The sequence below is a fragment of the Gaiella sp. genome, from assembly GCF_035710885.1.
Taxonomy (GTDB): domain Bacteria; phylum Actinomycetota; class Thermoleophilia; order Gaiellales; family Gaiellaceae; genus Gaiella.
In genome coordinates this window covers 1-26,821 of the sequence record NZ_DASTCS010000066.1, presented here as the reverse complement: position 1 = coordinate 26,821, position 26,821 = coordinate 1, and the positions used below count along the sequence as shown (strand labels likewise).

26 protein-coding genes are annotated in these 26,821 nt (G+C 72.3%); 20 read left to right on the top strand and 6 right to left on the bottom strand.

Annotated elements, in window-relative coordinates:
* Positions 1-6: 6 nt before the first annotated feature.
* A complete protein-coding gene (locus VFO26_RS15400) occupies positions 7-1,962 on the bottom strand; it encodes an O-antigen ligase family protein (protein ID WP_325115942.1) in 1,956 nt (651 codons plus the stop codon).
* Positions 1,963-2,111: 149 nt separating this feature from the next.
* Between VFO26_RS15400 and VFO26_RS15395 the strand changes: the two genes are divergently transcribed.
* From VFO26_RS15395 to VFO26_RS15385, 3 genes are all read left to right on the top strand, one after another.
* Complete coding sequence (locus VFO26_RS15395) at positions 2,112-2,666, top strand: hypothetical protein (protein WP_325115941.1); 555 nt, start codon at positions 2,112-2,114, stop codon at positions 2,664-2,666.
* 73 nt (positions 2,667-2,739) lie between these two features.
* A complete protein-coding gene (locus VFO26_RS15390; protein WP_325115940.1) occupies positions 2,740-3,291 on the top strand; it encodes a hypothetical protein in 552 nt (183 codons plus the stop codon).
* Between the two features lie 177 nt (positions 3,292-3,468).
* Positions 3,469-6,252, top strand: a complete 2,784-nt coding sequence (locus tag VFO26_RS15385) for a vitamin B12-dependent ribonucleotide reductase (protein ID WP_325115939.1) — start codon at positions 3,469-3,471, stop codon at positions 6,250-6,252.
* A 51-nt stretch (positions 6,253-6,303) separates the two neighbouring features.
* Here VFO26_RS15385 and VFO26_RS15380 read toward each other — a convergent pair whose 3' ends face one another.
* The gene (locus tag VFO26_RS15380) at positions 6,304-6,801 is read right to left on the bottom strand and encodes an RNA polymerase sigma factor (RefSeq protein ID WP_325115938.1); all 498 of its coding nucleotides are present in this window, start codon (positions 6,799-6,801) and stop codon (positions 6,304-6,306) included.
* A 76-nt stretch (positions 6,802-6,877) separates the two neighbouring features.
* On the opposite strand from VFO26_RS15380, the gene VFO26_RS15375 reads away from it, so the two are divergent.
* From VFO26_RS15375 to VFO26_RS15360, 4 genes are all read left to right on the top strand, one after another.
* A complete protein-coding gene (locus VFO26_RS15375) occupies positions 6,878-7,669 on the top strand; it encodes a hypothetical protein (protein WP_325115937.1) in 792 nt (263 codons plus the stop codon).
* Between the two features lie 187 nt (positions 7,670-7,856).
* Positions 7,857-8,471 (top strand): carbonate dehydratase, encoded by a 615-nt coding sequence (gene can / locus VFO26_RS15370; RefSeq protein WP_325115936.1) that lies wholly within the window; start codon positions 7,857-7,859, stop codon positions 8,469-8,471.
* Complete coding sequence (locus VFO26_RS15365) at positions 8,461-8,817, top strand: cupin domain-containing protein (protein WP_325115935.1); 357 nt, start codon at positions 8,461-8,463, stop codon at positions 8,815-8,817. Before can ends, VFO26_RS15365 begins: the two co-directional genes overlap by 11 nt.
* A gap of 117 nt (positions 8,818-8,934) precedes the next feature.
* On the top strand, positions 8,935-9,876 hold the full coding sequence (locus VFO26_RS15360; RefSeq protein ID WP_325115934.1) for an alpha/beta hydrolase: 942 nt from the start codon (positions 8,935-8,937) through the stop codon (positions 9,874-9,876).
* Positions 9,877-9,892: 16 nt separating this feature from the next.
* Here the strand turns inward: VFO26_RS15360 and VFO26_RS15355 are convergent, their stop codons facing one another.
* Complete coding sequence (locus VFO26_RS15355; protein ID WP_325115933.1) at positions 9,893-10,456, bottom strand: MarR family transcriptional regulator; 564 nt, start codon at positions 10,454-10,456, stop codon at positions 9,893-9,895.
* On the bottom strand, positions 10,456-11,079 hold the full coding sequence (locus VFO26_RS15350) for an NADPH-dependent F420 reductase (RefSeq protein WP_325115932.1): 624 nt from the start codon (positions 11,077-11,079) through the stop codon (positions 10,456-10,458). The genes VFO26_RS15355 and VFO26_RS15350 overlap by 1 nt, the downstream gene beginning before the upstream one ends.
* A gap of 130 nt (positions 11,080-11,209) precedes the next feature.
* Between VFO26_RS15350 and VFO26_RS15345 the strand changes: the two genes are divergently transcribed.
* Genes VFO26_RS15345 through VFO26_RS15300 form a run of 10 tightly spaced genes read left to right on the top strand, consistent with a single transcriptional unit; the run spans position 11,210 to position 22,002 of the window.
* A complete protein-coding gene (locus VFO26_RS15345; protein WP_325115931.1) occupies positions 11,210-11,641 on the top strand; it encodes a CBS domain-containing protein in 432 nt (143 codons plus the stop codon).
* Between the two features lie 54 nt (positions 11,642-11,695).
* Positions 11,696-14,083 (top strand): endonuclease MutS2, encoded by a 2,388-nt coding sequence (locus VFO26_RS15340; protein ID WP_325115930.1) that lies wholly within the window; start codon positions 11,696-11,698, stop codon positions 14,081-14,083.
* A gap of 49 nt (positions 14,084-14,132) precedes the next feature.
* Complete coding sequence (locus tag VFO26_RS15335; protein WP_325115929.1) at positions 14,133-14,501, top strand: c-type cytochrome; 369 nt, start codon at positions 14,133-14,135, stop codon at positions 14,499-14,501.
* A gap of 55 nt (positions 14,502-14,556) precedes the next feature.
* Positions 14,557-17,466, top strand: a complete 2,910-nt coding sequence (locus VFO26_RS15330; protein WP_325115928.1) for a DEAD/DEAH box helicase — start codon at positions 14,557-14,559, stop codon at positions 17,464-17,466.
* Positions 17,463-18,191, top strand: a complete 729-nt coding sequence (locus tag VFO26_RS15325) for an SWIM zinc finger family protein (protein WP_325115927.1) — start codon at positions 17,463-17,465, stop codon at positions 18,189-18,191. The genes VFO26_RS15330 and VFO26_RS15325 overlap by 4 nt, the downstream gene beginning before the upstream one ends.
* Before the next feature lie 28 nt (positions 18,192-18,219).
* Entirely contained in the window at positions 18,220-18,657 is a 438-nt protein-coding gene (locus tag VFO26_RS15320) for a VOC family protein (protein WP_325115926.1), read from the top strand.
* Positions 18,658-18,672: 15 nt separating this feature from the next.
* Positions 18,673-19,101: a hypothetical protein gene (locus tag VFO26_RS15315; RefSeq protein ID WP_325115925.1), complete on the top strand. Its 429-nt coding sequence runs from the start codon at positions 18,673-18,675 to the stop codon at positions 19,099-19,101.
* Between the two features lie 20 nt (positions 19,102-19,121).
* Positions 19,122-20,096: an aldo/keto reductase gene (locus tag VFO26_RS15310; RefSeq protein WP_325115924.1), complete on the top strand. Its 975-nt coding sequence runs from the start codon at positions 19,122-19,124 to the stop codon at positions 20,094-20,096.
* Positions 20,093-21,058: an ornithine cyclodeaminase family protein gene (locus VFO26_RS15305; protein ID WP_325115923.1), complete on the top strand. Its 966-nt coding sequence runs from the start codon at positions 20,093-20,095 to the stop codon at positions 21,056-21,058. Before VFO26_RS15310 ends, VFO26_RS15305 begins: the two co-directional genes overlap by 4 nt.
* Entirely contained in the window at positions 21,007-22,002 is a 996-nt protein-coding gene (locus VFO26_RS15300; protein WP_325115984.1) for a threonine/serine dehydratase, read from the top strand. Before VFO26_RS15305 ends, VFO26_RS15300 begins: the two co-directional genes overlap by 52 nt.
* Positions 22,003-22,009: 7 nt before the next feature.
* On the opposite strand, the gene VFO26_RS15295 is transcribed toward VFO26_RS15300, so the two are convergent.
* Together VFO26_RS15295 and VFO26_RS15290 are read right to left on the bottom strand one after the other, a co-directional pair.
* On the bottom strand, positions 22,010-22,534 hold the full coding sequence (locus tag VFO26_RS15295; protein WP_325115922.1) for a DUF6328 family protein: 525 nt from the start codon (positions 22,532-22,534) through the stop codon (positions 22,010-22,012).
* A 27-nt stretch (positions 22,535-22,561) separates the two neighbouring features.
* Positions 22,562-23,083 carry a hypothetical protein gene (locus VFO26_RS15290; RefSeq protein WP_325115921.1) on the bottom strand — a complete coding sequence of 174 codons (522 nt, stop codon included), beginning with the start codon at positions 23,081-23,083 and terminating at the stop codon, positions 22,562-22,564.
* 59 nt (positions 23,084-23,142) lie between these two features.
* Between VFO26_RS15290 and VFO26_RS15285 the strand changes: the two genes are divergently transcribed.
* Genes VFO26_RS15285 through VFO26_RS15275 form a run of 3 tightly spaced genes read left to right on the top strand, consistent with a single transcriptional unit; the run spans position 23,143 to position 26,544 of the window.
* Positions 23,143-24,285 carry a winged helix-turn-helix domain-containing protein gene (locus tag VFO26_RS15285; protein WP_325115920.1) on the top strand — a complete coding sequence of 381 codons (1,143 nt, stop codon included), beginning with the start codon at positions 23,143-23,145 and terminating at the stop codon, positions 24,283-24,285.
* Positions 24,282-25,448 (top strand): winged helix-turn-helix domain-containing protein, encoded by a 1,167-nt coding sequence (locus VFO26_RS15280; protein WP_325115919.1) that lies wholly within the window; start codon positions 24,282-24,284, stop codon positions 25,446-25,448. The genes VFO26_RS15285 and VFO26_RS15280 overlap by 4 nt, the downstream gene beginning before the upstream one ends.
* A 43-nt stretch (positions 25,449-25,491) precedes the next feature.
* Positions 25,492-26,544, top strand: a complete 1,053-nt coding sequence (locus tag VFO26_RS15275) for a DNA glycosylase AlkZ-like family protein (protein ID WP_325115918.1) — start codon at positions 25,492-25,494, stop codon at positions 26,542-26,544.
* The last annotated feature ends 277 nt before the right edge of the window (positions 26,545-26,821 follow it).

The following is a 26,821-nucleotide window of genomic DNA, read 5'->3' as shown; positions in this document are numbered from 1 at the left end:
TTCGCGTCAGCGCTCGCACGCGCCGGCGTTGACGGCGACCCGCGCGATGTCGAGCGGCCCTCCCGGCGCCCACCTGCTCGACCGAGGGTCGAGCGTGTACGAGCGGTTGAGAGCCTGGTAGGCGGCGCACTGGTCCTCGGTCGCGACGACGTGGTAGAGGCCCAGGTCGAACCACAGGTCCGGGTTCTCAGGCTGGAGATCGGTCGCCCGCTCGTACCAGGCGACGGCCGCGCGACGGTCACCCTCGGCGTCGGCGGCCAGCGCGCGGGCCTGCAGCGGGGCGGGAGAGAGCGGGTTGAGCGCGCGGGCGCGATCTGCCGCCTCGACGGCATCCGAGATCCTCCCCGCGTCCACGGCCCCCAATGCCCGCTCGGCGTCGCGGTCGGCGAGCGCCGGCAGCGCGACGGCGGCCGCCGCGGCCACGGCGACGGCGCCGAGCGCGACGAGACCCGGCAGGCCGAGGCGGAACGCCGACGCAGGTCTCGCCACCGCGAGGAGCGTGCCGGTCGCAACCAAGGCAGGCGCCGTCACCGCCAGGAAGTCGAGGTCGTAGTCCACGAGGGCGTGCACCGCGTAGGCGAGGACGAGGGAGGCGAGCGCGACGGCCGCCGGCCTCTCGCTCGCCGCCGTCCGCCGCAGCCCGCGCACGATGCCGACGGCGGCGCCGCACGCGACCAGCAGGCCGAGCGCGAAACCGATCGCCCCCAGGTCGGCCAGGAGCTGCAGCGGGACGCTGTGCGGCTGGCTCACGGCTGTTGCGTCCTCCCGATGGCGGCGCCTGGCGAGCGCGAAGGTCCCCGCGCCCGAGCCGCGTGCGGGGTGATCCGCGGCCACACGAATCGCCTCCTCCCACCACGCGAGGCGGTTGTTCGCGCAGAGGTCGGTGAGCCGGCCGGGGTCGTTCACGCATTCGCCGCCGGAGATCTGCGAAGACGCCCAGGAGAACGGGTTTCCCACCGTCGCCACCAGCCCCACGGCACCCACCGCGACGGCGAGCGCACACATGCCGACCAGCACGGCACGGACGGCCGGGCCGCGCTCCGACGCGAGGCGACGGGCGCGCACACGCCAGGCCGCCACGCCGACGACGAGCGCACCGACGATCAGGAGCACGGCGAAGACGCGTCCGTCGTCGACCCGGTCCACGCGCAGGGCACCGTCCTCGACAAGGGCGGGCCGGGTGAACGCCCAGCCGCCGACCGCCAGTGCCGGGAGCAGCGCGAGCGCCGCCCGCAGACCGTCGCTGAGGCGCTCGTCGGAGAGAACGAGCCAGAGGGCGAGCACGGCGACGGCGCCGGCCACGCCCGCCCGCGACTGCGTGAGGAGCAACGCGACGGCGGCGACATACACGAGCAGGCAACCGCCGACGCGCACCGTCACCCTGGGCGTGCGTGCGATCCAGAGCCCGAAGGCGATCGCAGCGCCTGCGAGAAGCGCGAGCGCGTTCCAGTAGCCGACCGGCTCTCGCAGCCGCGAGATCCGGTCGCCGTCGGGGAAGAGCGACGGGATCGCGACGCCGAGGAGAGCCCACGCGAGGGCGGCCGCGATCACGATCGCCGTCAGGGCCGCGACGCGACGGGCGCCTTCCGCCGTCGCCCCGGCGAGTAGCCCGAGCGCGAGGAAGGACAGGTAGACGAGCCCGCGTGCGAGCCACTCCCAGGACAGGTCTCCGGCGACCGACCACGCGATCGAGAGGCCGGCCCAGGCCGTCAGAGCACCAGAGCCGACGACCAACACGACCCCTGCGCGTTCCAGGCGAGGCAGCGGGAGCGCACCCCGGAAAGCAACTCCGAGGCCGAGCGCGGCGCACACGATCGCCGCGATCCCGACCGTGGCGAGCGAGTCGTCACGCGAGCCGGCGCCGTCGAGGACCGCCCCGGCGAGGAGCGCGCCGACAGCGATCAGGAGGCCGATCTCCGCGACGCGCCCGGTCCTGAGCGCGGGTCGCGCCGCCGCGGTCATGACGCGGCGAGGCTACCATGGGCCGTTCGGCGGGCGGAGGTCTCCCGCCGTATGCCGCGAACGGCGTCTTACACATCGTTTACCCTTCCATGATTACCGACCCACGGAGGGCGGGAAGACTCAACCCGGCTCGTCCGATTCGATTGCCCTTGCCTGACGTCTTCTCCCGTCGCTTCCTCGGTCTCCCCGCGCTGATCGCGCTCGTCGCGCTCGTCGCGTTCTGGGCTGCGCCGACCGCGTCGGCCGAGGCGAAGACGTGTGCCGACGAGGTCGTGGCCGACTGGTACGGGGACGGCCGGGTCGACAAGATCTTCCCCAAGCACTGCTACCAGGAGGCGATCCGCTCGCTGCCCGTCGACGTGCTCGACTACTCGAACGCCAAGGAGGACATCCTCCGCGCGCTCGCGTACGCGCGCCAGGGCAAGCCCGACCCGGGCGCGTCGGGCGGCCAGCGGCCGACCGAGACGACCCCGGAGGACCCCGGGGATTCGACGGTGACCGGAGCCGAGCCGGGTGACCCCGGCCCGGGCGAGGAGACCACCGCGTCGGAGCCCGTCGACACGTCGGGCCCCTCCTCCCTGCCGATCCCGCTCTTGATCCTCGGCGGCCTCGCGCTGCTCCTGCTCGCGGCCGGTGGCGCCGGCTACCTGAGCCGCCGCGCGCAGGCGCGCCGCGCCGGCGGCCCGCCGCCCGGCGCCGCCTAGCCCCGCCGCTTTTCTCGGCAACCTGGCGACCACGCCAGGTTTGAGAGCCGTTGACTTGGGGCATAAATAGCGAATGCCCTTCCGTCGACTGCTCGTCCTGGTATCGGTGACGTCGTCGTTCCTGGCGGTGGCGCCAACCGTGACGGCGGGCTCGCTCGACGAGTGCGCAGAGCGTGTGATTCGCGACTGGTACTCGGGCGGCCGGGTCGACGGCGTATACCCGCTCCCCTGCTATCGAGCCGCGATCAGTGCCCTCCCGGACGACGTCCTCCAGTACTCCGACGCCGACCGCGACATCGCCCGGGCGCTCGAGTACGCCCGACGCGGTCGGAGCGACCCGGGCAACGGACCGCCCGGGCCGGCCGCAGCCGAGGCTCCCACGGCGGAGGCCGAGCGGGACACGCGGGCAGAGACCGAGGCAGAGGGCGCGCCGCAGCCGGTGACGGGGAGGGCAGATCACCCGCCGGTGAGGGGTGCGACGAAGAAGCCCGCCCGGCTTGCGAGCGAGCCCGCCGAGGAGACCCAGAGCGCGGGGCTGCCGCTGCCGGTGATCGTGCTCGCTGCGCTCTCCGGCGTGCTCCTCGCGAGCGGCGCAGCAGGCTGGCTCGCCGCCCGCCGACGCTGACCTCGGACACGGCGCGGCAGCTAGAATCCGTGGGTGAGAGCGCGCCCGATTTTCAGCAATTTGCAGGAATTTCGGTGCCGTCCGACCCGCGTCCTAGCATGCCCGGTCCGCTCGCAGGACGCGCTACAACGCGCCCGGCGCAAAGGGTGACTCGACATCTCGGCCCGGGAGGACAGCATGGCCACCGCCAAGCAGGCGACGCAGGCACCGCAGACCAAGTCCGAAGAGCAGGAGGAGTACGTCAACACCGTTCTGGACGGCAAGGCCGGCGTCTCGCCGCGGCGATACTTCACGATCCCCGGCCGCGATCCCTTCGACGAGATCGAGTGGGAGACCCGTGATGCGCTGATCCCGGGCAAGAGCGGGCCCGTGTTCGAGCAGCGCGACGTCGAGTTCCCGAAGTTCTGGTCGCAGACAGCTACCAACATCGTCGCGCAGAAGTACTTTCGCGGCCGCATGGCGTCTCCCGAGCGCGAGCGGAGCGTCAAGCAGATGGTCGGCCGCGTCGCCGACACCGTCACGGACTGGGGCCGTCAGGGCGGGTACTTCGCCTCCGACGAGGAGGCCCAGACCTTCCACGCCGAGCTGAAGGCGATCCTCGTCAACCAGTACGCCTCGTTCAACTCCCCGGTCTGGTTCAACGTCGGCTTCGAGGAGACCCCGCAGTGCTCGGCCTGCTTCATCCTCTCGATCGACGACTCGATGGAGTCGATCCTCGACTGGATCCGGCGCGAGGGGATCATCTTCCGCGGCGGCTCGGGCTCCGGCCTCAACCTCTCGCGGCTCCGCTCCTCGAAGGAGCAGCTCTCGAAGGGCGGCTACGCGTCCGGGCCCGTGTCGTTCATGCGCGGCGCGGACGCCTCGGCGGGGACGATCAAGTCGGGCGGCAAGACACGGCGCGCGGCCAAGATGGTCGTGCTCGACGTCGACCACCCGGACATCGAGGAGTTCATCTGGTGCAAGGCACGCGAGGAGCGCAAGGCCCGCGTGCTCGAGCAGGCGGGCTACGACATGTCGCTCGACTCGGCCGACTGGGCGTCGATCCAGTACCAGAACGCGAACAACTCGGTGCGCGTGACGGACGCGTTCATGGAGGCCGTCACGGAGGGGAAGGAGTGGTCGCTCACCGCGCGCACCGACGGCACGGTCGTCGAGTCGGTCGACGCACGCGGCCTGATGCGCGACATCGCCGCGGCGGCCTGGGAGTGCGCCGACCCGGGCGTCCAGTACGACACGACGATCAACTCCTGGCACACGTCGCCGAACACGGGACGGATCAACGCGTCGAACCCGTGCTCCGAGTACATGCACATCGACGACTCGGCGTGCAACCTCGCGTCGCTCAACCTGATGAAGTTCCGCCGGGAGGACGGCGAGTTCGACGTCGAGATGTTCGAGCACGCCGTCGACGTCGTCTTCCTCGCGCAGGAGATCCTCGTCGGCTACTCGTCGTACCCGACCCCCGAGATCGGGCGGAACGCGAAGCGCTTCCGCCAGCTCGGCCTCGGCTACGCGAACCTCGGCGCCCTCCTGATGGCGCGCGGCCTGCCGTACGACTCGGACGAGGGCAGGGCGTACGCCGCCGCGATCACGGCGCTGATGACGGGCCGCGCGTACCGCAAGTCGGCGGAGGTCGCGAAGCGCATGGGCGCGCACGCGGGCTACCAGGAGAACCGGGCGGCGATGGTCGGCGTGATCGCCAAGCACCGCGCCGCGGTCGGGAACATCGACCACACCGAGTCGGTCCCCGACGACCTGCTCGACGGCGCGCGGCGCGCGTGGGACGAGGCGCTCGAGATCGGGGAGGTGCACGGCTTCCGGAACGCGCAGGCCACGGTGCTCGCCCCCACCGGGACGATCAGCTTCATGATGGACTGCGACACGACCGGGGTGGAGCCGGACTTCTCGCTCGTCAAGTCGAAGAAGCTGGTCGGCGGCGGCGAGATCACGATCGTCAACAAGACCGTCCCGATGGCGCTCGGCGAGCTCGGCTACGCGCCGCGCGAGGTCGAGGAGATCGTCGCCTTCATCGACGAGCGCGGCGGCGTCGTCGGGGCGCCTCACCTGAAGACCGAGCACTACCCCGTGTTCGACTGCGCGATCGGCGACCGCGCGATCCACTACATGGGGCACGTGAAGATGATGGGCGCGGTGCAGCCGTTCATCTCGGGCGCGATCTCGAAGACGGTCAACCTGCCCGAGTCGACGACGATCGACGAGATCGCGAAGCTGTTCGTCGAGTCCTGGCAGCTCGGCGTCAAGGCGATCGCGATCTACCGCGACAACTGCAAGGTCGCCCAGCCGCTCTCGTCCTCGAAGGAGGGGCCCGCCCCGGTGGTGCTGCCGATCGGCGCGACCGGCGTCGTCGCCCATCCGCAGCGCCGCCGCCTGCCCGATGACCGCACCGAGGTCGGCCGCAAGTTCAAGGTCGGGGAGTACGAGGGGTACATCCACGTCGGGCTGTTCGAGGACGGCACGCCAGGCGACATCTTCGTGGACATCGCGAAGGAGGGAACGACTCTCGCAGGGCTCATGAACTCCTTCATGATCTCCGTCTCGCTCGGCCTCCAGTACGGCGTGCCGCTCGAGGTGTACGTCTCGAAGTTCAGCCACATGCGCTTCGAGCCGAGCGGCCTCACGAACGACCCGGACATCCGCGTCGCGAAGTCGATCGTCGACTACATCTTCCGCTGGATGGGCAAGAAGTTCCTGACCGCCGACCAGCAGGAGGAGGCGGGGATCCTGACCGCCGAGGTGAAGGCGCGCCTCGCCGCGGCGTACACGGACGACCCGACCGCGGGAGCCGCCGCCGCGGCCGTCGAGTCCGCGCCGCCCGGCCAGACGGCGCTCTTCAACCAGTGGGAGGACGCGGTCGAGTGCGCCCGCTGCGGCGGCCGCATGGTCAGGACCGGCTCGTGCTACACCTGCCGCGACTGCGGCACGAACACCGGCTGCTCGTAGCGCCTCGGGTTGCGACCGTGTCACGGGATTCCACGTCCCGTGACACGGTCGCTAGACGTTCTCGCCCTCGACGTGCCGCACGATCCGCTGCCGCGCACGGTAGAGCCGGCTCATCACGGTCCCCTCGCGGGCGCCGAGCGCATCGGCCGCCTCCCGGTAGGAGAGCCCCGCGACGTCGACCGCGACGAGCACGTCGCGGAACTCGTCCGGGAGCGCGGCGATCGCGTCGTAGATCTCGCGGGCCTCGTGCGCTCGCTCGGGCTGCGTGGTCGCGCGCTCCTCCACGAAGTCGGCGCCTTCCGGGAGCGGGCTCGTGCGTGGTCGCCGCGAGCGCGTGCGCTGCTCGTTGAGGAACGTGTTCCGCAGGACACGAAGGAGGTAGCCGAGGTCGTCGTCCCGGCGCAGGAAGCGCGGCCTCGCGAGCACGCGGGCGTAGGTCTCCTGGACGAGGTCCTCGGCGTCCTCACGCGACCCGGTCAGCGCCCAGGCCGCGCGGAAGAGCCGATCGACGTGGTCGCCGAGGCGTGCTGGGTCGAGCTCGCGATCCATGCGGAATAGGTCTCGGGACGGCGGTGTCCTCGGGGGAACACAGGACACCTGCCACTCGGGACTCGAAGGAGGAGACATGATCTCACGCCCAAGCACTCGGAGCCTCGCCGTACTCGCACTGCTCGGGACGGCCGCGGCGACCCTGATCGTGACCTTGCAGCCGGCCGGCGCGGCCCTGCAGGCGGGCCGCACGTTCGCGAGGAACGTGCTCGTAGGCGCCGACAACGACAACGCCGCCAACACGTTCATCCAACCGGCGAACGTCACCGCGAAGCAGCACCTCGACAACACGGACGTCCTCGTCGGCGGCGTGCGAGGCGACCTGCTGATCGGGATGAAGGGCGGCGACGTGATCGAGGGCGGCCTGTCGAGCGACATCCTCGTCGGTGGTGTCGAGAAGGGTCTCGCGCCGAACAGCGACGTCCTCTCGAGCGGCCATGGGAACGACGTCAACATCTGGGCTCCCGGCGACGGGAGCGACTTCTACCTCGGCGGCAGCGGCTACGACACGCACATCTCGGCGCCGCTCGTCCTCGATGGAGAGCAGGTTGCGTTGTTCCGGGCCTACGGCCGCGACGTGCCGCACGTCTCGATCGACTCGAAGCCGCAGTTCACGTGCACGGTCGAACGGGTGCCGAGGGAGCTCGGCCTGGGCTTCGGCTACATCACGCGGTTCTTCGCGAACGGCAACCTCGCCGTCACTATCCGCCTCCAGGACGTGGAGCAGGTCCTCTGCCCGAGCCCCAACGCCGGGAAGGTGCAGGTGGCCAGGCTCGTCGGCGCCAACCCGGCCTTCGTCGAGCGCTCGCTGTCCGACTTCTCCGGGTCGCTCCTCGGGGCGATCCTCCAGGCGCCTGCAGTTAGATGATTGATGCCACGATCTCGCGCGCTCGGCTGCGTGGTCTCGCGCGTCTGGGCCGCTTCCGGCCAGCCCACGCCCCGACCCGGACGATCTCATGGCATCGATCATCTAGTCGGGCCTCATACTCGACTGGACGGCTCCACGAGCCGTCCAGTCGAGTCACGCGGTGAGCGCCGCTATAGCCTCCCGGGGCATGAGCGACCTCGCAGACCTCTTCGAGCGGAACCGCGCGTGGGCCGCGGCCATGGTGGCGAGCGACCCAGACGTCTTCACGAGCCTCGCCGCGCGACAGTCGCCCGAGTACCTGTGGATCGGCTGCTCCGACAGCCGCGTCCCGGCCAACCAGATCGTCGGGCTCGCGCCGGGCGACGTGTTCGTGCACCGCAACGTCGCGAACGTCGTCGTGCACACGGATCTGAACTGCCTCTCCGTGCTCCAGTACGCGGTCGACATCCTGCGGGTGAAGCACGTGATCGTGTGCGGCCACTACGGCTGCGGCGGTGTGGCGGCGGCGCTCACCGGCGCGCGCCACGGGCTGATCGACAACTGGCTCCGGCACGTCGAGGACGTCTGCGAGAAGCACGCCGAGGAGCTCGGATCCCTGCCCGAGCAGCAGCGCCTCGACCGGCTCTGCGAGCTGAACGTGGCCGAGCAGGTGGCGAACGTGAGCCAGACGACCGTCGTGGAGGACGCCTGGGCGCGCGGGGAGGAGCTCATCGTGCACGGGCTGGTGTACGGCCTCGAGGACGGGCTGCTTCGCGACCTCGGCGTCAGCACGTCGGGCGGGAAGGCGACGGATGGGCGCTGAGCGCGCCGTCGTCGTCCGGCCGGGCGAGGGCCACCGGGTCGGGAACGTCGAGTTCCTCGCGCGTAGCGCCGACACGCCGCGGTTCAACCTGTCGTCGGTCACCGTGGCGCCGCATCGGGAAGGGCCGGAGCCGCACGTCCACCCGACCGAGGACGACGCGTTCTACGTTGTCGAGGGCGAGCTGGTCTTCCTCGTCGAGGACGACGAGGTCACAGCCGGAGCAGGGACGTTCGTGCTCGTGCCGCCGGGCGTGCGGCACACGTTCGCGAACCGCACGGATTCGATCGCACGATTCCTCAACGTGCACGCTCCGGCAGGCTTCGACCTGCGCCTCGCAGCGGACTGAGAACTCGAATCAGAACGACGCTTCTGCAACAGGGCGAGGCTTCGTTCCGATTCGAGCTCCAAGCCCGTGGCGCCGCGTCGCGACGTGGTCGCGCGGCACCTGCGAGACTCACGTCCGATGCCGATCCACCCACGGGCGCAGGCGCTGCTCGAGCTGATCGAGTCCCTCGGCGATCCCCCGATCGAGACGTCGACCCCCGAGGCCGTTCGGGCTCTGCGCAACTCGCGGATCCGTCCTCCCACCGTCTCCCTCGACGAGATCCGGGATGTCGACGCCGGAGGCGTGCCCGCGCGCCTGTACCGGCCGAGCGCCGAGCAGGGTCTCGGGTTACTCGTCTACCTCCACGGCGGCGGCTGGGTGCTCGGCAGCCTCGACACGCACGACAACCTGGCGCGGTCGCTCGCGGACGAGAGCGGATGCGCCGTGCTCTCCGTTGCCTACCGGCTTGCCCCCGAGCAGCCCTTCCCGTCGGGGCTGGAAGACGCGTTCACCGCGGCCCGCTGGGCGCACGCGAACGCAAGAGCCCTCGGCTGCGATCCCGGGCGGCTCGCGATCGGCGGGGACTCGGCGGGCGCCAACCTTGCTGCCGTCGTGACGCAGAGCGGCTCGCCGCCGTTTCGCTTCCAGCTGCTCGTCTACCCCGTGACGGACGCCCGCGGTGGCAGCGCCTCACACGAGGCCTACAAGGAGGGCTACTGGCTCACCGAGGCGGCGATGGACTGGTTCGTCGACCACTACCTCGCAGGCGGCGACGGCTCGATCGACGACCCGCGTGTCTCGCCCCTCCTCGCAAGCGACGAGGCTCTGGCGGTCTCTCCGCCCACCCTGGTGATCACCGCCGAGCTCGATCCCCTGCGCGACGAGGGGGAAGCCTACGCCGCCCGGCTGCGCTCACTCGGCGTTCCCGCCGAGGTGACGCGCTACGACGGCATGATCCACGGCTTCTTCTCGTTCGGTGAGTTCCTGGACGACGGCAGGCGCGCCGTCGCGCAGGCCGCGACCGCCCTCGCGGAGGCGCTCGCCGCTCCCGCACCGGCACTGCAGACGTCGACGTCCTGACCGCGAGCCGCGCGGGCTACTCGCAGGCGCCCGCGTCGTCCTGGCTGCGACCCAGGAGCGTCGTGAAGGCGTGGGCGAGCGTCTTGACCGTGGAATCGGAGAGAGGCGCAAAGAACCGCTCCTCGACGAACCCGAAGACCGCGTCCTGGGCCCCGCGGGCCAACGTCAGGCCGGCACGCGTCAGCGTCACGTTCGTGGCGCGTGCGTCGGCCGGGCACGGACGGCGCTGGACGAGCCCCCGGCGCTCGAGGGCGTCGATCAGCCTGGAGATCCGGCTGACACTGAGCCCCATCGCCTCGGCCAGCTCGGTCTGCCGCAGCGTCCGAGCCTCCGCGCGCTCCAGCCGACCCATGACCCCGAGCATGCTCACGCTCAGGCCGAACGGCTCGAGCAGGCCCTCGGCCGCACGACGTAGCTGTCGGCTGAGCTCGAGGAACCCCTCCCACGCGGCCGCGCGCTCGGGCGACCACGCTCGGTCGACGTTCCGCCCCATCATGTAGCCCGCGCGCGCGGTGATCGGGGCCATCCGGCCGTCGGCCTCGGGTGGTCCCGTGAGCGCGTCGCTCGGCTCGGGTCTCATCAGGCGAGGATCTTGACCGAGCTCGCGTAGCCCGTACCGAGCTGCTCCTGGAGCGCGATGTGCAGATAGCCGAGAGCCTCGAGCTGGTGCGCACGGCGGAGCGGGCCGGCGTCGACGGCACGCAAGCCGGCATCCTCCACGAGCTGCGCCACTGTCCGCTTGGCCTCGTCGTCGTCGGAGGCGAGGAGCACGTCGAGCGGGTGCCCGCCGACCTCACCGGGAACCAGCGTTCCTGCGAAGGTCGTGTTGAAGGCCTTTACGACCTTCGCGCCGGGCGCCGCAGCTGCGACCTCCTGGGCACCCGAGCCGGCGTCCGGGAGAACCGGCTCGAACGTCTGGACATCGAGCGGGTTGGAGATGTCCACGACCACCTTGCCGTCGAGCTGCGAGCCGTAGCGCTCCACGACCTCCCGCGAGACCGGGTACCAGACCGCGAGGACGACGACGTCGCCCGAGATCGGATCGCCGACCACGCCGGCGCGTGTCTCGCCGCCCAGCTCGCGTGCCAGCGCCTCGGCATTCGAGCCGTCGACGCCGAGCACCGTGAGCGGGTGGCCGCCTGCGACGACGCGGGTCCCGATGCCCCGGGCCATGTTCCCCGTGCCGATGATGGTGACGTCCATTCCGTTCTCCTTCCGCTCAATAGTTGTTAGAGCAATTATAATCAGTTTATTTGATACTGCAAGTACCGGGCCTCCCCCACCGGAACACGTGACGGTTGCCACATGTCCCGGGCGGGTACATGATGACCAGATGGGCCACGTGTCGGACATCCTCGAAGCGAAGGGCCACGACGTCCTCGAGATCGGAGGCGCGGCGACGGTGCTGGATGCGGTCACGAGGATGGTCGAGGGCAACGTCGGCTCCCTCCTCGTCATGGAAGCCGGACGGCTGGTGGGGATCGTCACCGAGCGGGACTACCTGCGCCGCGTGACCCTCGAGGGCCGCGACGAGCGCGTCACGCCGGTGAGCGAGATCATGTCCAGGGAGATCGCGTACGTGACCCCCGCCACGTCGATCGAGGAGTGCATGGCGGTGATGACCGAGCGGCGGATCCGGCACCTGCCTGTGCTGTCGGAGGAGAAGCAGGTCGTCGGGATCGTCTCGATCGGCGACGTGGTCAAGTTCCAGTCGCAGGAACAGCGCGTCCGGATCGAGTTCCTCACCGAGTACATCTCCGGCTAGCGGGAGGCGGTCTCGCGGGAGGGACCGCGCTCCCTCCCGCCCTAGACTGGCCGGATGGATGTCCGGGCGCTGGAGCTGCTGGAGCTGCCGGCAGTCCTCGAGCGCCTCGCCGGGATCGCGGCGAGCGAGCCGGGGCGCGCACGCGCGCTCGGTCTGCTGCCGTCCGCCGATCCGGACGAGGTCGCCGCCCGGCACCTGCTGACGGCCGAGGCGATCGCGCTCTACGAGCTGTCCGCCGAGCCGGACCTCGCGGGTGTCCGCGAGATCCGACCCGCGGCGGAGCTCGGGGCGCGCGGCAGCGTCCTCGACCCGTCGGCCCTGCGGGCGATCGCCGGGACGATCGAGGCTGCGCTCGCCGCGCGGGCCGGGCTGGAGGGCGTCGAGGGGACACCGCGCCTCTGCGAGCTTGCGACCGCCATCGAGCCGGGGCTCGCACCCGTGGCGGCCGCGATCACCAAGGCCGTGGAGGACGACGGCTCGGATCTCCGCGACGGTGCCTCACCGGCGCTCCGACGGCTTCGTCGCGAGCTTCGGGAAGGACGGGCGCGCGTTGCCGAGCGCCTCCGCTCGCTCGCCCGCGACGCATCGCTCCGGGAACACCTCCAGGACGACTTCGTCACCGAGCGCGGCGGACGGCCGGTACTCGCGCTCCGCGCGTCGGCCCGAGGGGCTGTCCCGGGGATCGTCCACGACAGCTCGGGATCGGGTCAGACGCTGTTCGTCGAGCCCTTCGCCGTCGTGGAGGACTCCAACCGGCTGCGCGAGGCGGAGAGCGCAGAGCGCGAGGAGGTGGCCTCGATCCTCCGCGGGCTGTCGCGCGAGGTCGGCGACCACGCGGAGCACCTGGCGGCCCTGGTCGAGGCGGCGGGCGAGATCGACCTCGTCCTCGCCCGCGGCGTCCTCTCGCGCCGCTGGCGCGGTGCTCGGGTGACCCAGGGCGACCGCGTCGCCCTGCGCGGGGCACGACACCCGCTGCTCGATCCGGAGAGCGCCGTGCCGATCGACCTGGAGCCGGGCGACCTGAGGGCGGTCGTGATCAGCGGCCCGAACACGGGCGGCAAGACGGTCGCCCTGAAGACGCTCGGCCTCGCCGCGGTGCTGCACCAGTGCGGGCTGCGCCCGCAGGCCGACCATGCCGAGCTGCCGGTCTTCGACCAGGTGCTCGCCGACATCGGCGACGAGCAGTCGATCGAGATGAGCCTGTCGACCTTCTCCGGCCATGTCCGCAGCCTCCTCGAGATCCTCGACGCCGCGACCGATCGCTCGCTGGTGCTCCTGGACGAGGTGGCGGGCGGAACAGACCCGGTCGAGGGAGCGGCCCTCGCGCAGGCACTCGTCGAGCGTCTCGTCGGGCAGGCGCGGCTGACGGTCGTGACGAGCCACTACCCGGAGCTGAAGGAGTGGGCGAGCGCGACGGAGGGCGTCGCAAATGCCGCCACCGGGTTCGATCCCGAGACGCAGGAGCCTCTCTACCGGATCACGCTCGGCCGACCCGGGACGTCGCACGCGCTCCGGATCGCGGAGCGCCTCGGGCTGCCTGCGGAGGTGGTCCGCGCCGCGCGCGACCGCATCGCGCCGGAGCGGCGTCGCGTGGCGGAGCTGCTCGCCGAGGCCGAGGCGGCCGAGGAGCGCGCCGCAGACGAGCGCGAGAGCGCAGCCGCCTCGCGAGCGGCGGCCGAGGAGGCCAGACAGGAGGCGGACGGGCGCGTCCGTGAGCTCGAGGAGGAGATCGAGCGTGTCCGGGCATCCGCCCGCTCGGAGCGTGAGCGTGCGCTGGCCGATGCCGAGCGCGAGCTCACCGAGACGAGGGCGGAGCTGGACGCACTCCGCAAGGAGATCCGCGAGGCCCGCCGGCTCGAGCGAGAACGCCGTCGGGCCACGACACCCAAGGCGCTCGCGAAGGAGCGCGAGCGCGACCGGCGGCTCGGTGCGGCGGCTGAGCGTTCCGCGCGTGCCGGGCGTGCTCTCCGCGACGCGGACGCGCCGCTGCCGGTCTCGGCGCCACTCGCGCCCGGTGACCCCGTGGTCTCTCCCGCGCTGGGCGTGAGGGGCACGATCGCGGAGATCGTGAGGGACGACGCGGTCGTCGTCGGCCGCGGCGGGCTCCGCGTCCGCGTCCCGGTGGCACGCCTCCAGCCAGACGGTGACCCGCAGCAGGATGTCGCCCAGGAGCAGGGCGTGACGATCCGCACGCCGACGCCGGCCGACGCGCCGTCGGAGCTCGACCTCCGCGGGCGAACGGCTCAGGAGGCACGGGAAGCTCTTCGCACGTTCGTCGACACTGCCGCGCTGGCCGGGAGGGACGAGGTGCGCGTGATCCACGGTCGCGGCACGGGGGCGATCCGCAGTGCCGTCCGCGACGAGCTCGCCCGCCACCCACTCGTCTCGTCGCACGAGCCCGACGCGGCGGACGGCGCGACCGTCGTGCACCTGAGCGGGTGAGGCGAAGCGGCAGGTTTGCGCGGACGGGCCACCGGGTAAGAGGCGCGCGATGCGCCTCGTGGTGGCACTCGTCGCGCTGGTCGGTGCGCTCGCGCTCGTCAGCGCGGGGTGCGGCGGTGACGACGACGGCGGCGGCAGCGCCGAGACGTCGCCCGCCACGACGCAGACCACAGGTGGCGAGGCCGGCGACGCGGCCAACGGCGAGGAGGTCTTCGCCTCGGCCGGCTGCGGCGGCTGCCACACGTTCGCTGCCGCGGGGTCGAGCGGCAGCGTCGGGCCGGACCTCGACAACGCCGCACCTTCGTTCGATGCGGTCGTCACCCAGGTCACCAACGGGGGTGGCGCGATGCCTGCCTTCGGCGACGAGCTGAGCGCGCAGGAGATCCGCGACGTGGCCGCGTTCGTCTCCGGCTCGTAGCTTCGGCGCAGCACCCCTGCAGCGGCGTCGTCCGTCGCGCCTATGCTGATGGGTCGTGCCGGACACGGTCTCCTCCACGCCGACACCCGCCGGCACCACGCTCGAGCTCCTCTGGCAGCAGGACGCGAGCGCCTTCGCGCTCGTGCGCGAGCCCGACGGCACGCTCTCCTCAGGGCGCCTGCAGATGGGGATGCCGGCCGTCGTCGACGTCGCCGATGCGGGCCACGGCGTCAGCGCCCGCAGGCTCGAGCTCGAGGAGCTGATCGAGCTCGCGTCCGAGCCGCCGGACGGCATCGAGCAGGGCGGAACCGCCCGGGTCGTGCTCGCCGTGCTCGACGTCGCACGCCGGTCGGTGGCCACGGGGCTCGTCCACCCCCACCTCCAGGCGGCCGACGGTCGCTGGCACGCGCTCTGGGGGGCCACGCTCGACGAGCACGTGCGCGCGGAGCTGGACGCGGTGGCGCACGCGGCGCCCGCCGCCGCCGCCGAGGCGTTCGACGGGGACACGCACGCCTTCGTCCACGACCTCCATGCCTGCGCAGTCGACGAGCTCGCGAGGCGGGCGCTGCGCGCCGCGGGGGTGACGCTGTCGCCGACCGCCCCGCAGCCCGGCGCGCCGGAGCTCTTCCTCGCCGGCCTCGCGGCCGCAGGCCCGGAGCTGCCGGGGCACCACGGCTACGTGGCGCTCGAGCGGCGGGTCAACGCATGGGTGGACGACGGGCTCGCGAGGCGTTCTCGCGCGCCGTGGAACCTCGGGCTGCGCCTCGACGAGGGCGAGACGCCGCGTGACGGCGCCGATGACCCGTCCGTCCGGCTCGAGCTCTGGCTCGAGGCCGCCGACGACCCCACGCTCGCCCTTCCGGCCGCGCTGCTTCGCGACGGCACCGATGGGATCTTCGCCTTCCTGCGGGAGAGCGATCCGCGCCGCGCGCTGGAGTTGCGCCTCGACACGATCCGCCCGATCCTCTCCGAGGCGGGCATCTTCCTCGACGGCGAGCTTCCCTCCGAGATCGAGCTCGACGCCGACCAGATACGCGCCTTCCTCCGACAGGCGATGCCGCGCCTCGAGGAGCTGGGAGTCCCCGTCCGCCTTCCGCGCGAGTGGGTCTCGTCGCCGAGCCGCGTGCGCGTCAATCTCGTCGCGACGAGCTCTCCGGCGACGTCGAGCGGCTTCCTGACGCGCGATGCGATCGCCTCCTTCGACTGGCGCCTTGCGATCGGGGACGTGGAGCTCTCCGAGCAGGAGCTGCGCGAGCTCGCGGCGGCGAAGGAGCCGCTCATCAGGCTCCGGGGCAAGTGGCACGCCCTCCAGGCGTCGGAGGTCGAGCGTGCCCTACGGTTCCTCGACGGTCGTGGGCGCTCCGCCGGCGTCGTCGAGCTCGTGCGGGCCGTGTCCGGCCTCGAGACCGACGAGGCGGGTATCGAGCTCGGGGCCGTGCGCCTCGACGCGACGCTCGACGATCTCCTCACGGGCGCGGAGGACCGACGCTATCGGGCGCTGCCCACCCCCGCCGGGATGCGGCACGACCTGTTTCCGTTCCAGGAGCGGGGACACGGCTGGCTGCGCCTGCTCGGCGACATGCGGGTGGGAGGGATTCTGGCCGACGACATGGGGCTCGGAAAGACCGTGCAGGCGATCGCGACGCTCGTGTCGGAGCGCGAGGACGCCGACAGCGACGTGGGGCCGACGCTCGTCGTCAGCCCGATGAGCGTCGCCCAGCAGTGGGCGCGCGAGATCGCCCGCTTCGCACCCGCACTGCGCGTGCACCTCCACCACGGGCCTTCCCGGCTCGCGGGCAAGCCCTTCGTCGCCGAAGCTTTGGCCAGCGACGTCGTGGTCACCTCGTACGACGTCGCGACGAGGGACGTCGAGCTGCTCGCGGGGCTCCAGTGGGACCGGCTGCTGCTCGACGAGGCACAGGACGCGAAGAATCCGCGGACGAAGCGTCATCGCGCGCTGCGGCGGATCCCGCGGCGGCGGACGCTCGCGCTCACCGGGACGCCGATCGAGAACCGGCTCGGCGAGCTCTGGGCGATCATGGACCTCGTCAACCCCGGCCTGCTCGGCACGCGGGAGGCGTTCGAACGGTCGCTTGCCCGCCCGATCGAGGCGCGGCGCGACGCAGCGGCGCTGGAGCGACTCCGCTCGCTCGTCGGGCCGTTCGTGCTGCGACGCGCGAAGGATGCGCCGGAGGTGGATCTCGAGCTGCCGCCGATCACGCTCACGAAGGTGCCGTGCAACCTCACGGTCGAGCAGGCGAGCCTCTACACCGCGACCGTCGACCGCTGGATGCCGCGCATCGAGAGCCACGAGCGGACGTTCGACCGCCGCGGAGCCGTGCTCGCGATGCTCGGTCAGCTCAAGCAGGTCTGCAACCATCCCGAGCTCGTCGTCCCCACGGGTCGGCCGCTCGAGGGCCGTTCGGGCAAGCTCGAGCGGCTGATCGAGCTCCTGGCCGCCGTCCCCGCGGACGACCAGGCGCTCGTGTTCACGCAGTACCCCGGCTTCCAACGGCTCGCGCCGCACCTGGCAGCCCGGCTCGGTCGCGAGGTCGGGTTCTTCCACGGCGGGCTCTCCGCCCGCGCGCGCGACGACCTCCTCACGCGGTTCGACTCGGGCGGCGGGCCGACCATCCTGGTCGTCTCGCTGCGCGCAGGCGGACGCGGGCTGAACCTCCCGGCCGCGAACCACGTCGTCCACTTCGATCGCTGGTGGAACCCGGCGGTGGAGCAGCAGGCGACCGATCGCGTGCATCGCCTCGGCCAGCGGAAGCCTGTGTTCGTGTCCAGCCTCGTGTGCACGGCGACGCTCGAGGAGCGGATCGACGCGCTCCTCGACGCGAAGCGCGAGCTCGCGGAGCAGGTGATGGCAGGGGGCGCGGACGACTGGCTCGGAGAGCTCGACCTCGATGCGATCCGCGCAGCGGTCGCGCTCGCGCCCGGTCCGATCGAGGAGGCAGCGTGACCGCCGTCCTCCTGGCGGGTGGCGAGCCCGTTCGCCCCGCGGACGGCGGCGACCGGATCGGCGTCGGTCCGTGGGCAAGGTGGCTCGCGAGCGCGGTGGTACCCGACGAGGGATCCGCCAGGGCCGAGCGCGGTCGCGAGCTCGCGCGCCGCGGCGCGGTCGCCTCGGTGGCCGTCGCCCCGGGGGCGGTGACGGCGCGGGTCGCGAGCTCGAGCGGCTCGGAGTACGTCGTCTCGCTCTCCACGCCGCCGATACCGCCCGAGGCATGGTCCGACGCGGTGCGGGCCGCTTCGGCGCGCCCCCACCTGGATGGAGGCCTCGCGGGGACGGAGCAGTCCCTCCACCTCGCGCACCTGCTCGAGACGGAGCTGCGGGAGCCGCTCGTGCCTCCGACCCGCGCCGTCACGACGAGCTGCACCTGCCCCGACCGGGAGCGGTCAACGGTGTGCAAGCACGTGGCCGCCCTCGCGTTCGCCGTGGCCGACGCGATCGACGGGGACCCGTCCCTCGTCCTCCACTGGCGCGGGTGCCGGCCCGTCGAGCCGCCTGCCTCGCGGAACGGCAACCCCTGGCGCGCCGGCCCGCTGCCCGCGCCGCAGCCGCCGAGGGCCCTTCCTCCGGGGGCAGTCGTCAAGCGGCTCGGGCGGAGCGGGATCCGGGTCGGCGGCCGCGACCTCGCCGAGGCGCTCGAGCCGGCGTATCGGGCCTTCTCGGCCTCTGCGTGAGCGTCGGCCACCGTGTCATGATCGGAACGTGGAGCAGCGCCTCAGCCTCGTGACGCTCGGGGTGGCCGACCTCGAGGCAGCGCGCCGCTTCTACGAGGCGCTCGGCTGGACGCAGACGCCGCGGGCCGAGGGAGTCGTGTTCTTCCAGGCGGGCTGCATGATCGTGGCCCTCTGGGATCGGGCTGAGCTCACGACCGACAGCGGCGTGACCGACGGCGGCGGCTGGGGCGGCGTCACCTTCGCGCACAACGTCCGCTCCGCTGCCGAAGTGGACGCGATCATCGAGGAGGCACGCACCGCGGGCGCGCAGATCGCACGGGAGCCGGGCGAGACGCTCTGGGGCGGCTACTCGGGCGTGTTCGTCGATCCGGACGGGCATCCCTGGGAGGTCGCCCACAACCCCTACTGGACGATCGCAGAGGACGGCTCGATCAGCCTGGATGCCGCCGAGCCCGTGTCCGGCTGACGTCGGCGGCGCGAGGTGCCCGCCGCCGGCTACTCGGGGACGCCGGTCGCCCGCAAGCTCGGGATCGGCGAGGGGACCACGTACGCGATCGTCGCCGACCCGGGCGGCGCGGAGGCGCTGCTCCATCCGCTGCCGGCCGGTGCGCAGCGCGTCGCGGAGCCGGCCGCCGCAGGCGTGACTCTCTTCTTCACGACCGAGCGCGCCTTGCTCGAGCGCAGGATCGAGGAGCTCGGCGGGGCGATCCATCCCGACCGGGTGCTCTGGGTCGCCTGGCCGAAGCGGGCGTCGAAGGTGCCCACCGACGTGACCGAGGACGTCGTGCGCGACGTCGCGCTTCCGCTCGGCCTCGTCGACACGAAGGTCGCCGCACTCGACGGGACATGGTCGGGCCTCCGGCTGGTCTGGCGTCTGGAGCGCCGGTCGGAGGTGGCGCCGGGCGGCTGACGGCCGCGTACGATCGCGACGTGGAGGAGCGCGCACTCGGGCGGAGCGGTGTCGCGATCTCCCGCATCGTGCTCGGCTGCGGCAACTTCGGTGGCGTCGGCTCCGCGCCGTCCCTGTTCGGCAAGGGGACGCCGCGCGACGAGGCCTTCCGTCTCCTGGACGCCGCGTGGGACCTCGGCGTGACCACACTCGACACCGCGGACGCCTACGGGGGCGGGCGCAGCGAGGAGTACATCGGCGCATGGCTGGCGACGAAGGGGTCCCAAGTGCACGAGCGGGTGGTGATCGCGACGAAGACCTTCAACCCGATGACGGAGGGCGCCGACCGCGGCCTCGCCGCCGCGAGGATCCGACGCCAGGTCGAGACGAGCCTGCGCCGCCTCGGGCTCGAACGGATCCCCCTGTACCTCCCCCACGCCTTCGACCCCGATGTGCCTCAGGAGGAGACGCTGTCCGTGTTCGACGAGCTCGTCCGCAGCGGAGTCGTCGGAGCGGTCGGCGCGTCGAACTTCACGGCCGAGCAGCTCGCCGAGGCGCTCGAGCTGTCCGCGCTCGAGGGTCTCACGCGCTACGAGTGGGTGCAGAACGCCTTCTCGCTCCTCGAGCAGGGCGACCGGGAGACCGTCTTCCCCCTCTGCCACGAACACGGGCTCGGCTACACGCCGTACAGCCCGCTCGCCGGCGGGTGGCTCACGGGGAAGTACCGGCGCGGCGAGCCGCCGCCGCCGGGCTCGCGGATGACCGTCCGCCCGGAGGGCGCCGAGGGCTACCGCACGGAGGCGACGTTCGACGCGCTCGAGGCCCTCGAGCGGGAGTCGACGGGCCACGGGGCATCGATGGCCGCGCTGGCGCTCGCCTGGCTGCTCCATACTCCGGAGATCACTGCGATCGTGGTTGGACCGAGCACGGTCGAGCAGCTCGCACCCGTCCGCGAGGCGCTCGAGATCACCTTCGACGCGGACGAGCGGGCGAGGCTCGGAGGCGTCTTCAGGTGAGCGTGCTCGTCCTCTCCGACGCGGACGTCCGCGCCCTGCTCGACATGGAGTCGTGCATCGCTGCGATGGAGGACGCGCTCGCCGCTCTCGCGCGCGACGAGCTCTCGATGCCGCTCCGGTTCGTGTTCCGGCCGCCGGCGCAGCAGCTCCTCGGCCTGATGCCCGCGCACCGTGGCGGTGCCAGGCCGCTCTTCTCTCTCAAGGAGATCGTGATCTCGCCGGAGAATGCCGCGCGCGGGCTCGACCCGCATCAGGGCGCCGTGCTCCTGCACGACGGGGAGACCGGCCAACTGCAGGCCGTGCTCAACGCCTCCCCCATCACGGAGATCAGGACCGCGGCGGTCTCCGCGGTGGCGACGAAGCTGCTCGCACGACCGGGTGCGCGGCGGGTGGCGATCCTGGGCTCGGGGGTACAGGCGCGCTCGCACGCGCACGCCATGCGCACCGTGATCGACGACCCGGAGCTTCGGATCTGGAGCCGGACGCCGGCCCATGCGGAGGCACTCGCGCTGGAGTCGCACGCCGTGTCGTGCGAGACCGTCGAGGAGGCGCTCGACGGCGCGGACGTCGTCTGCACGTGTACCGCCGCCCGCGAGCCGATCGTCCGTCATGCGTGGCTCGCGCCCGGCACGCACGTCAACGCCGTCGGATCGTCGGTGCCGTCCACACGTGAGCTCGATGCAGAGCTCGTCGCCGCGGCATCGCTGTACGTGGACCGGCGGGAGTCGACCTTGAACGAGTCGGGCGACTACCTGCGGGCCGTGGAGGAGAGGGGGATCGGGCCCGACCACATCCTCGCCGAGCTGGGCGAGCTCCTCCTCGGCGCGCATCGGGGACGGACCGACGACGGCGAGCTCACGCTCTTCAAGTCGCTGGGGCTCGCCGTCGAGGATCTCGCCGCGGCGGCGCTCTGCGTGGCCCGTGCACGCGAGCAGGGAGTCGGCACCGAGGTCGCGTTCTGATCGCGCTCGAGGCGATCGAGCGCGCGCGGTCGATCACCGCCGACGTCGTCTCGGAGAGCCCGCTGCTCCGCCTGTACGCCGACGCGCCGTGCGAGGTGTGGCTCAAGCTCGAATGCCTCCAGCCGATCGGCTCGTTCAAGCTCCGCGGCGCGACGAGCGCGATCCGTCAGTCCGACCCGGCGGAGTGGCGCGTAGGTGTGTGGACCACGAGCGCCGGCAACATGGCCCAGGGTGTCTGCTGGGTCGCGCGTGAGCTCGGCGTCCCCGCCACGGTCGTCGCTCCCGATCACGCTCCCCGCGCGAAGCTCGACGCGATCGAGCGGCTCGGCGGCCGCGTGATCCCGGTGCCCTTCGAGACGTGGTGGGAGACGATGGAGGAAGGCGCGTACCCCGGGGTCGAGGGGCTCTTCGTCCATCCGGTGCTCGACGAGCGGGTGATGGCCGGTAACGGCGTGATCGGGCTCGAGCTGGCCGAGCGGCTGGAGGGTATCGACGCCGTACTCGTGCCGTGGGGCGGCGGAGGGCTCACGACCGGGGTTGCGAGCGCGCTCGCGGCGGTGTCGCCGGAGACCCGGGTGATCGCCTGCGAGCCCGAGACCGGGGCGCCCCTCGCGGCGTCTCTCGAGGCCGGCGAGCCGGTTCAGGTCGACTACGCGCCGTCGTTCGTGGACGGCGCCGGCTCGAAGGCGCTTCTCCCGGCGATGTGGGACCGCGCCCGGCCGCTCGTCGCTGCCGCCGTCGCCGTCCCGCTCCGTGAAGTGGCGGCCGCTGTCGGGCTGCTGGCCACCCGTGCCCACGTCGTCGCCGAGGGCGCGGGGGCGCTGTCCGTCGCGGCCGCCCTCGCCGGGCACGCAGGCGAGGGACGCGTGGTCTGCATCGTGTCGGGCGGGAACATCGATCCCGGGACGCTCGCCGCGATCCTCGAGGGCGACGACCCCGCGTAGGGCCTCTTCAGTCGGTCCCGGCGCCGATCCGGGGGTGGCTCCCGAGCTCGTGCAGCTCCTCGTCGTCCACCTCGTCATCCCAGCGCTCGTACGGCCCCGAGAGCGGCAGCGCGTACCAGACGAGGAGGAACGCGGCGCCGACGACCGCCGTGACGGCGAGCGCGAGCCCGGTCCTCGCCATCTCGTCGATCGCGATGTAGGTGGCAGCCGTCATGGCGACCGCGAGGCAGGCGATCCCGGCGACGACGCCGAGCTGGGAGAAGCGGAGCATGCGCTCCTTGTTCCGCTCGCGCCAGCGGAGGCGGTGATACGCAGTCGGCGTCATCAGGCCCACGACCGAGAGCAGCGTGGCGAGGAACGCGACGACGTACGCCGCATGCTGAGAGTCCGTGGCGTCGTCCCATCCCGAGTTGAACGGGACGACGAGGAGGAAGCCGAAGAGCACGCTCGCCCCGGCGAGCGCCACCCTGACCTCGTTCAGGATCTCGATGAGCTCCTGATCCCGCTTCTCGCGCAGCTGCTTCTCGTTCACCCCCGCGACGATAGCGCCGCCGGAGCCTCAGCAGTTTCGGCGCACCGTCTCCGAGACGGCGAGCTTGACCCACTCGAGCGGGATGCCGACCAGGCTGTTCCACCACGACTCGTCGACGCCGTACGTCGCGACACGGAAGTCCCCACACCGCTGGAAGGCGCGCTCGAGGCGGAAGCGCTCGAAGTCCGAGCTGACGAGGATGAGCGTGTCCCAGCCGCGATCCTCGGCCAGACGGGAGATCGCCTGCGCCTCGCCGCTCGTCGCGAGCGGCCCGCCGTACACGCAGATCACGTCGTCTGCCTTGGTCCTGCAGAGCCGCGCGCGACGCTCGTCCCTGCCGCTCCGCTCGGCCGAGACGACCAGCATGGGCGCGATCCCGCCGCCGACGAGCGTCTGCGCCGCGGGCAGCGTCCGCTCGGAGCCGGACAGTGCGACGACGGCGTCGGCGCCCCTGGGCAGCGAGTCGTCGTCCTGCAAGAGGAAGAGCGGGACGCCCACGACGAAAGCCGCCGCCAGGGCCACCGCGCAGACGATGACGAACCGTCGCACGTGCGAACAGTGACAGGCGTGTCGGTCGTCTTCGACTGCCGTTCGGGTAGAAGAGGCCCGTGCCGAAGGCGAGCATTCCGCAGGCGGCCGTGCGCCGTCTCGCGATCACCGCGCAGCGGTATGCAGCGCGTGCGCGGCGCGGGACCACCGCGGAGGTGGAGGCGACCGTGCGCCGCCTCTCGTGCGTCCAGCTCGACTCGATCTCCACGGTCGAGCGGAGCCACCGGATCGTGCTCGGCGCTCGGATCGGGGCATTTCCGGACGAGTCCGTCACCCGCCTGCTCGGCGGTGGACGGCTGATCGAGTACTGGGCCCACGAGGCATGCCTGCTCCCGGCGGTGGACTGGCCGCTCCTCCGGCCGGCGATGCAGGTCGGCGGCCGACGGTGGTACGGCGAGGTCGACCGCACGCACCCCCATCTGCGGGACCACGTCCTGGACGAGATCCGCGCCCGCGGGCCGCTCGGATCGCGGCATTTCGACGGCGCCGCCCGCAAGGGCGAGATGTGGGGCTGGAAGCCTGCGAAGCGGATGCTCGAGCTGCTCTGGAACCACGGCGAACTGGTGGTCGCCGGCCGTCAGGGTTTCCAGCGGCTCTACGACGTCCCCGAGCGGGTCCTACCGGGCGAGATCCTCGACGCGCCGACGCCGCCCGAGCCGGAGCGGTTGCGCAAGCTGGTCGAGCGTGCCGTCCGCGGGCGAGGTGTGCTGACCGAGCGCGGCGTCGTCGAGCACTGGCGCCTGAAGGGCGGCGCGGCACGGGTGCGCGGCGCCGTCGACTCGCTCGTCTCGGAAGGCGTGATCCGACGGCTCGCGGTGGACGACGGAGGGGCTCCCGTGCTCGTGCCGGGAGACGCCGACCTCGAGGGCCGCGCACCGTCGTCGGCGGTCCTCCTCTCGCCGTTCGACAACCTGCTCTGGGACCGGCCGTTCGCCCGCCGCATTCTCGGCTTCGACCACCTGATCGAGGTGTACAAGCCGGCGCCGCAGCGGCGATACGGCTACTACGTCCTGCCTCTCCTGCGCGGCGACCGGATCGTCGGTCGAGCCGACCTCAAGTCGGAGCGCGCGAGCGGCGAGCTCGTCGTCAACGCGTTCCACCGGGAGGACGGAGTGCGAGCGTCGGCCGCGCTCGACGACGCCTTCGATCGGGCACTCGACCGGCTCCGCCGCGTGACCGGGCTGGAGTCGGTGCGGCGATGATCGAGCTCTCGATCGCGGAGGCGAGGCGGCTCGCCGTCGCCGCACAGCTACTCGACGGAAGCGCGCCGTCGAGCGTGGTCGAGGTCGTGTCGGCCCTCGGGGCCCTGCAGGTCGACCCGGTCGCGGCCGTCGCCCGCGCCGAGCGGATGGTGCTGTTCAGCCGGCTGGGGCCCTACGACGTGACCGAGCTCGACGCGGCGCTCGATCGCGGTGACCTGTTCGAGTACTGGGCGCACATCGTGCCCCGTTCCGACTACGGCATCCACCGGGAGACGATGCGGCGGTACCCGCGCGGAGATCTCAGCCGCGCCAGGTACATCCGCGAGTGGCTCGGAGCGAACAACGCGTTCCGCCGCTACGTGCTACGGGAGCTCCGTGACCGTGGGCCGCTCCGCTCTCGCGACCTCGAGGACCGCTCGACGCACCCATGGCGCACGGGAGGCTGGAACGACGGCAAGGGCCTCGCGCGCCTGCTCGACATCCTCTGGTTCCGCGGCGAGATCGCGATCGTCGGACGGGACGGCAACGAGCGGGTCTGGGACCTGGCGGCGAGACGTCTGCCGCACGACGAGCCGCGCTGGCGCACCGCCGAGGTCGCGCGCGCCGTCGTCGAGCGCGGGCTCCGCCGGAAGGGCATCGCCCGCCGCGCCGAGCTCGGCCGGGGATTCGACGGCCTGCCACCCGGTGCGGACGCGGCGTTCCGCGCGCTCGTGCGCGACGGGACCGCCGTGCCCGCCCGGATCACGGGCCTGGAGGGGGAGTGGTGGGCGCACGGCGCCCTTCTCGAACGTCGGCCTACGACGCAGCGCACCGTCCTCCTCTCGCCGTTCGACCGGCTCGTCCACGACCGTGAGCGCACCGCCGAGTTGTTCGGCTTCCGCTACCGGCTCGAGATGTACGTCCCTGCCGCGAGACGCGAATTCGGCTACTACGTGCTCCCGATCCTGAACGGGGGCGAGCTGATCGGGCGGGTAGACGCCACGTTCGAGCGGGGGCCGGGCGTGCTCCGCGTCGACGGTGTCTGGGCGGAGCGCGGGGCGCCTGCCGACGCGGGGGCCGGTGTCGGCGCGGCGCTGTGCGAGCTGGGAGCGTGGCTCGGCGCCGACCGCATCCGGATGGGCAGGCGCGTTCCGCGGGTCTGGGCGGGGAGTCTTCGTGCCTGAGGCGATGCGGCAACGGCTTTCTCCCGCCACGGCGGGGGAACGGTTGGTCGACGAGGCCGCGGCGCGACGGATCGCCGTCAGGTCGCAGCTCCTCGACGGGTCGGCGACGGGCGTCCTCGAGACGATCCGCCGGCTGGGCTTCCTCCAGCTCGACCCGATCGCGACCGTCGCCCCCGCGCAACATCTCGTCCTCTGGAGCAGGCTCGGCCGATACGACGTCACGGAGCTCGACCGGCTTCTCTGGGAGGAGCGCTCCCTGTTCGAGTGGGACGCGCTCATCTGGCCGATCGAGGCGCTACCGCTCGTTCGCGGTCTGATGCGTCGCTGGAGGACGTCGTCCCACTACAAGTCGGAACGCTGGGTGCGGGAGTTCGTCGCCGAGAACCGGGGGTTCCGCCGGTACGTCCTACGCGAGCTCGAGCGACGCGGCCCTCTTCTCTCACGCGAGCTCGAGGACCGTTCCCGCGGTGAACGGGAAGAGCGCCGCTGGTACGGGACGCGGAACGTCGGACTGATGCTGACCTCATTGCACCTGCGGGGGGAGGTGGCCGTCGCCGGGCGTGTCGGCGGACAGCGCCTGTGGGACCTCTCGGAACGAGTGCTGCCCCTAACCGATGCCCTTCCGTTGCGCGAGGCCGAGTTGGCGGTCGAGGAGACGAGGTTCCGCGCGCTCGGCGTTCGGCTGACACGTGACGGCTGGGCGGCACACCCCCACGCGACCGACGGCGAGATCCCGGACCGGGTGACATTCCTCTCCCCCTTCGATCGCCTGATCCACGACCGCGAACGCGCCGAGGCGCTGTTCGGGTTCTTCTACCGGCTGGAGATGTTCGTGCCGAGAGCGAAGCGCGTGTACGGGTACTACGTCCTGCCGATCCTCCGCGGCACGGAGCTGATCGGGCGGATCGAGCCGGTGTTCGACCGCCGGCGCGGGTCGCTCTCCGTCGACGGCGTCTGGCGGGAGCCCCGAGCACCGGCCGACGCGGGAGCGGCGATCCGCGAGGCGCTGGACGCGCTCGCCGCGTGGCTCGGGGCGGAGACCGTCACGGTCGGCCGCCGGATTCCTCGCCTGTGGGCGCGCGCGCTCCGCTCCTGAAGCCGTCCAATTCGGACACGGCCGCGACGGACGTGGCTACGTGCCTGGCACCTCTTCAGGCCTCGCGTGGCGCCGAGATGCCGCAACGAGCGACATTCCCGGCGGGCGCTTCTGTCGGCTCCGGACACGGCCGTGTCGGACGTGGCTACGTGCCTGGCACGAGCGTCCCGGCGCGGCGATCCCGCGGTGCGGCGGGGCCGTGCCCGCGCGCTGCACCCCGCCCTCGATGCCCATCCCGGGCCGGTAGTGGGGGGGAGGGCCCTCCCCCCACTACGAT

Excerpts from the sequence above, each read along its gene's own strand:
- VFO26_RS15345 (WP_325115931.1), top strand. The coding sequence starts at position 11,210 with ATGGGCCACGTGTCGGACATCCTCGAAGCGAAGGGCCACGACGTCCTC.
- VFO26_RS15340 (WP_325115930.1), top strand. The coding sequence starts at position 11,696 with ATGGATGTCCGGGCGCTGGAGCTGCTGGAGCTGCCGGCAGTCCTCGAG.
- VFO26_RS15335 (WP_325115929.1), top strand. The coding sequence starts at position 14,133 with ATGCGCCTCGTGGTGGCACTCGTCGCGCTGGTCGGTGCGCTCGCGCTC.
- VFO26_RS15375 (WP_325115937.1), top strand. The coding sequence starts at position 6,878 with ATGATCTCACGCCCAAGCACTCGGAGCCTCGCCGTACTCGCACTGCTC.
- VFO26_RS15380 (WP_325115938.1), bottom strand. The coding sequence starts at position 6,801 with ATGGATCGCGAGCTCGACCCAGCACGCCTCGGCGACCACGTCGATCGG.
- VFO26_RS15355 (WP_325115933.1), bottom strand. The coding sequence starts at position 10,456 with ATGAGACCCGAGCCGAGCGACGCGCTCACGGGACCACCCGAGGCCGAC.
- can (WP_325115936.1), top strand. The coding sequence starts at position 7,857 with ATGAGCGACCTCGCAGACCTCTTCGAGCGGAACCGCGCGTGGGCCGCG.
- VFO26_RS15385 (WP_325115939.1), top strand. The coding sequence starts at position 3,469 with ATGGCCACCGCCAAGCAGGCGACGCAGGCACCGCAGACCAAGTCCGAA.
- VFO26_RS15365 (WP_325115935.1), top strand. The coding sequence starts at position 8,461 with ATGGGCGCTGAGCGCGCCGTCGTCGTCCGGCCGGGCGAGGGCCACCGG.
- VFO26_RS15280 (WP_325115919.1), top strand. The coding sequence starts at position 24,282 with ATGATCGAGCTCTCGATCGCGGAGGCGAGGCGGCTCGCCGTCGCCGCA.
- VFO26_RS15350 (WP_325115932.1), bottom strand. The coding sequence starts at position 11,079 with ATGGACGTCACCATCATCGGCACGGGGAACATGGCCCGGGGCATCGGG.
- VFO26_RS15400 (WP_325115942.1), bottom strand. The coding sequence starts at position 1,962 with ATGACCGCGGCGGCGCGACCCGCGCTCAGGACCGGGCGCGTCGCGGAG.
- VFO26_RS15390 (WP_325115940.1), top strand. The coding sequence starts at position 2,740 with ATGCCCTTCCGTCGACTGCTCGTCCTGGTATCGGTGACGTCGTCGTTC.
- VFO26_RS15360 (WP_325115934.1), top strand. The coding sequence starts at position 8,935 with ATGCCGATCCACCCACGGGCGCAGGCGCTGCTCGAGCTGATCGAGTCC.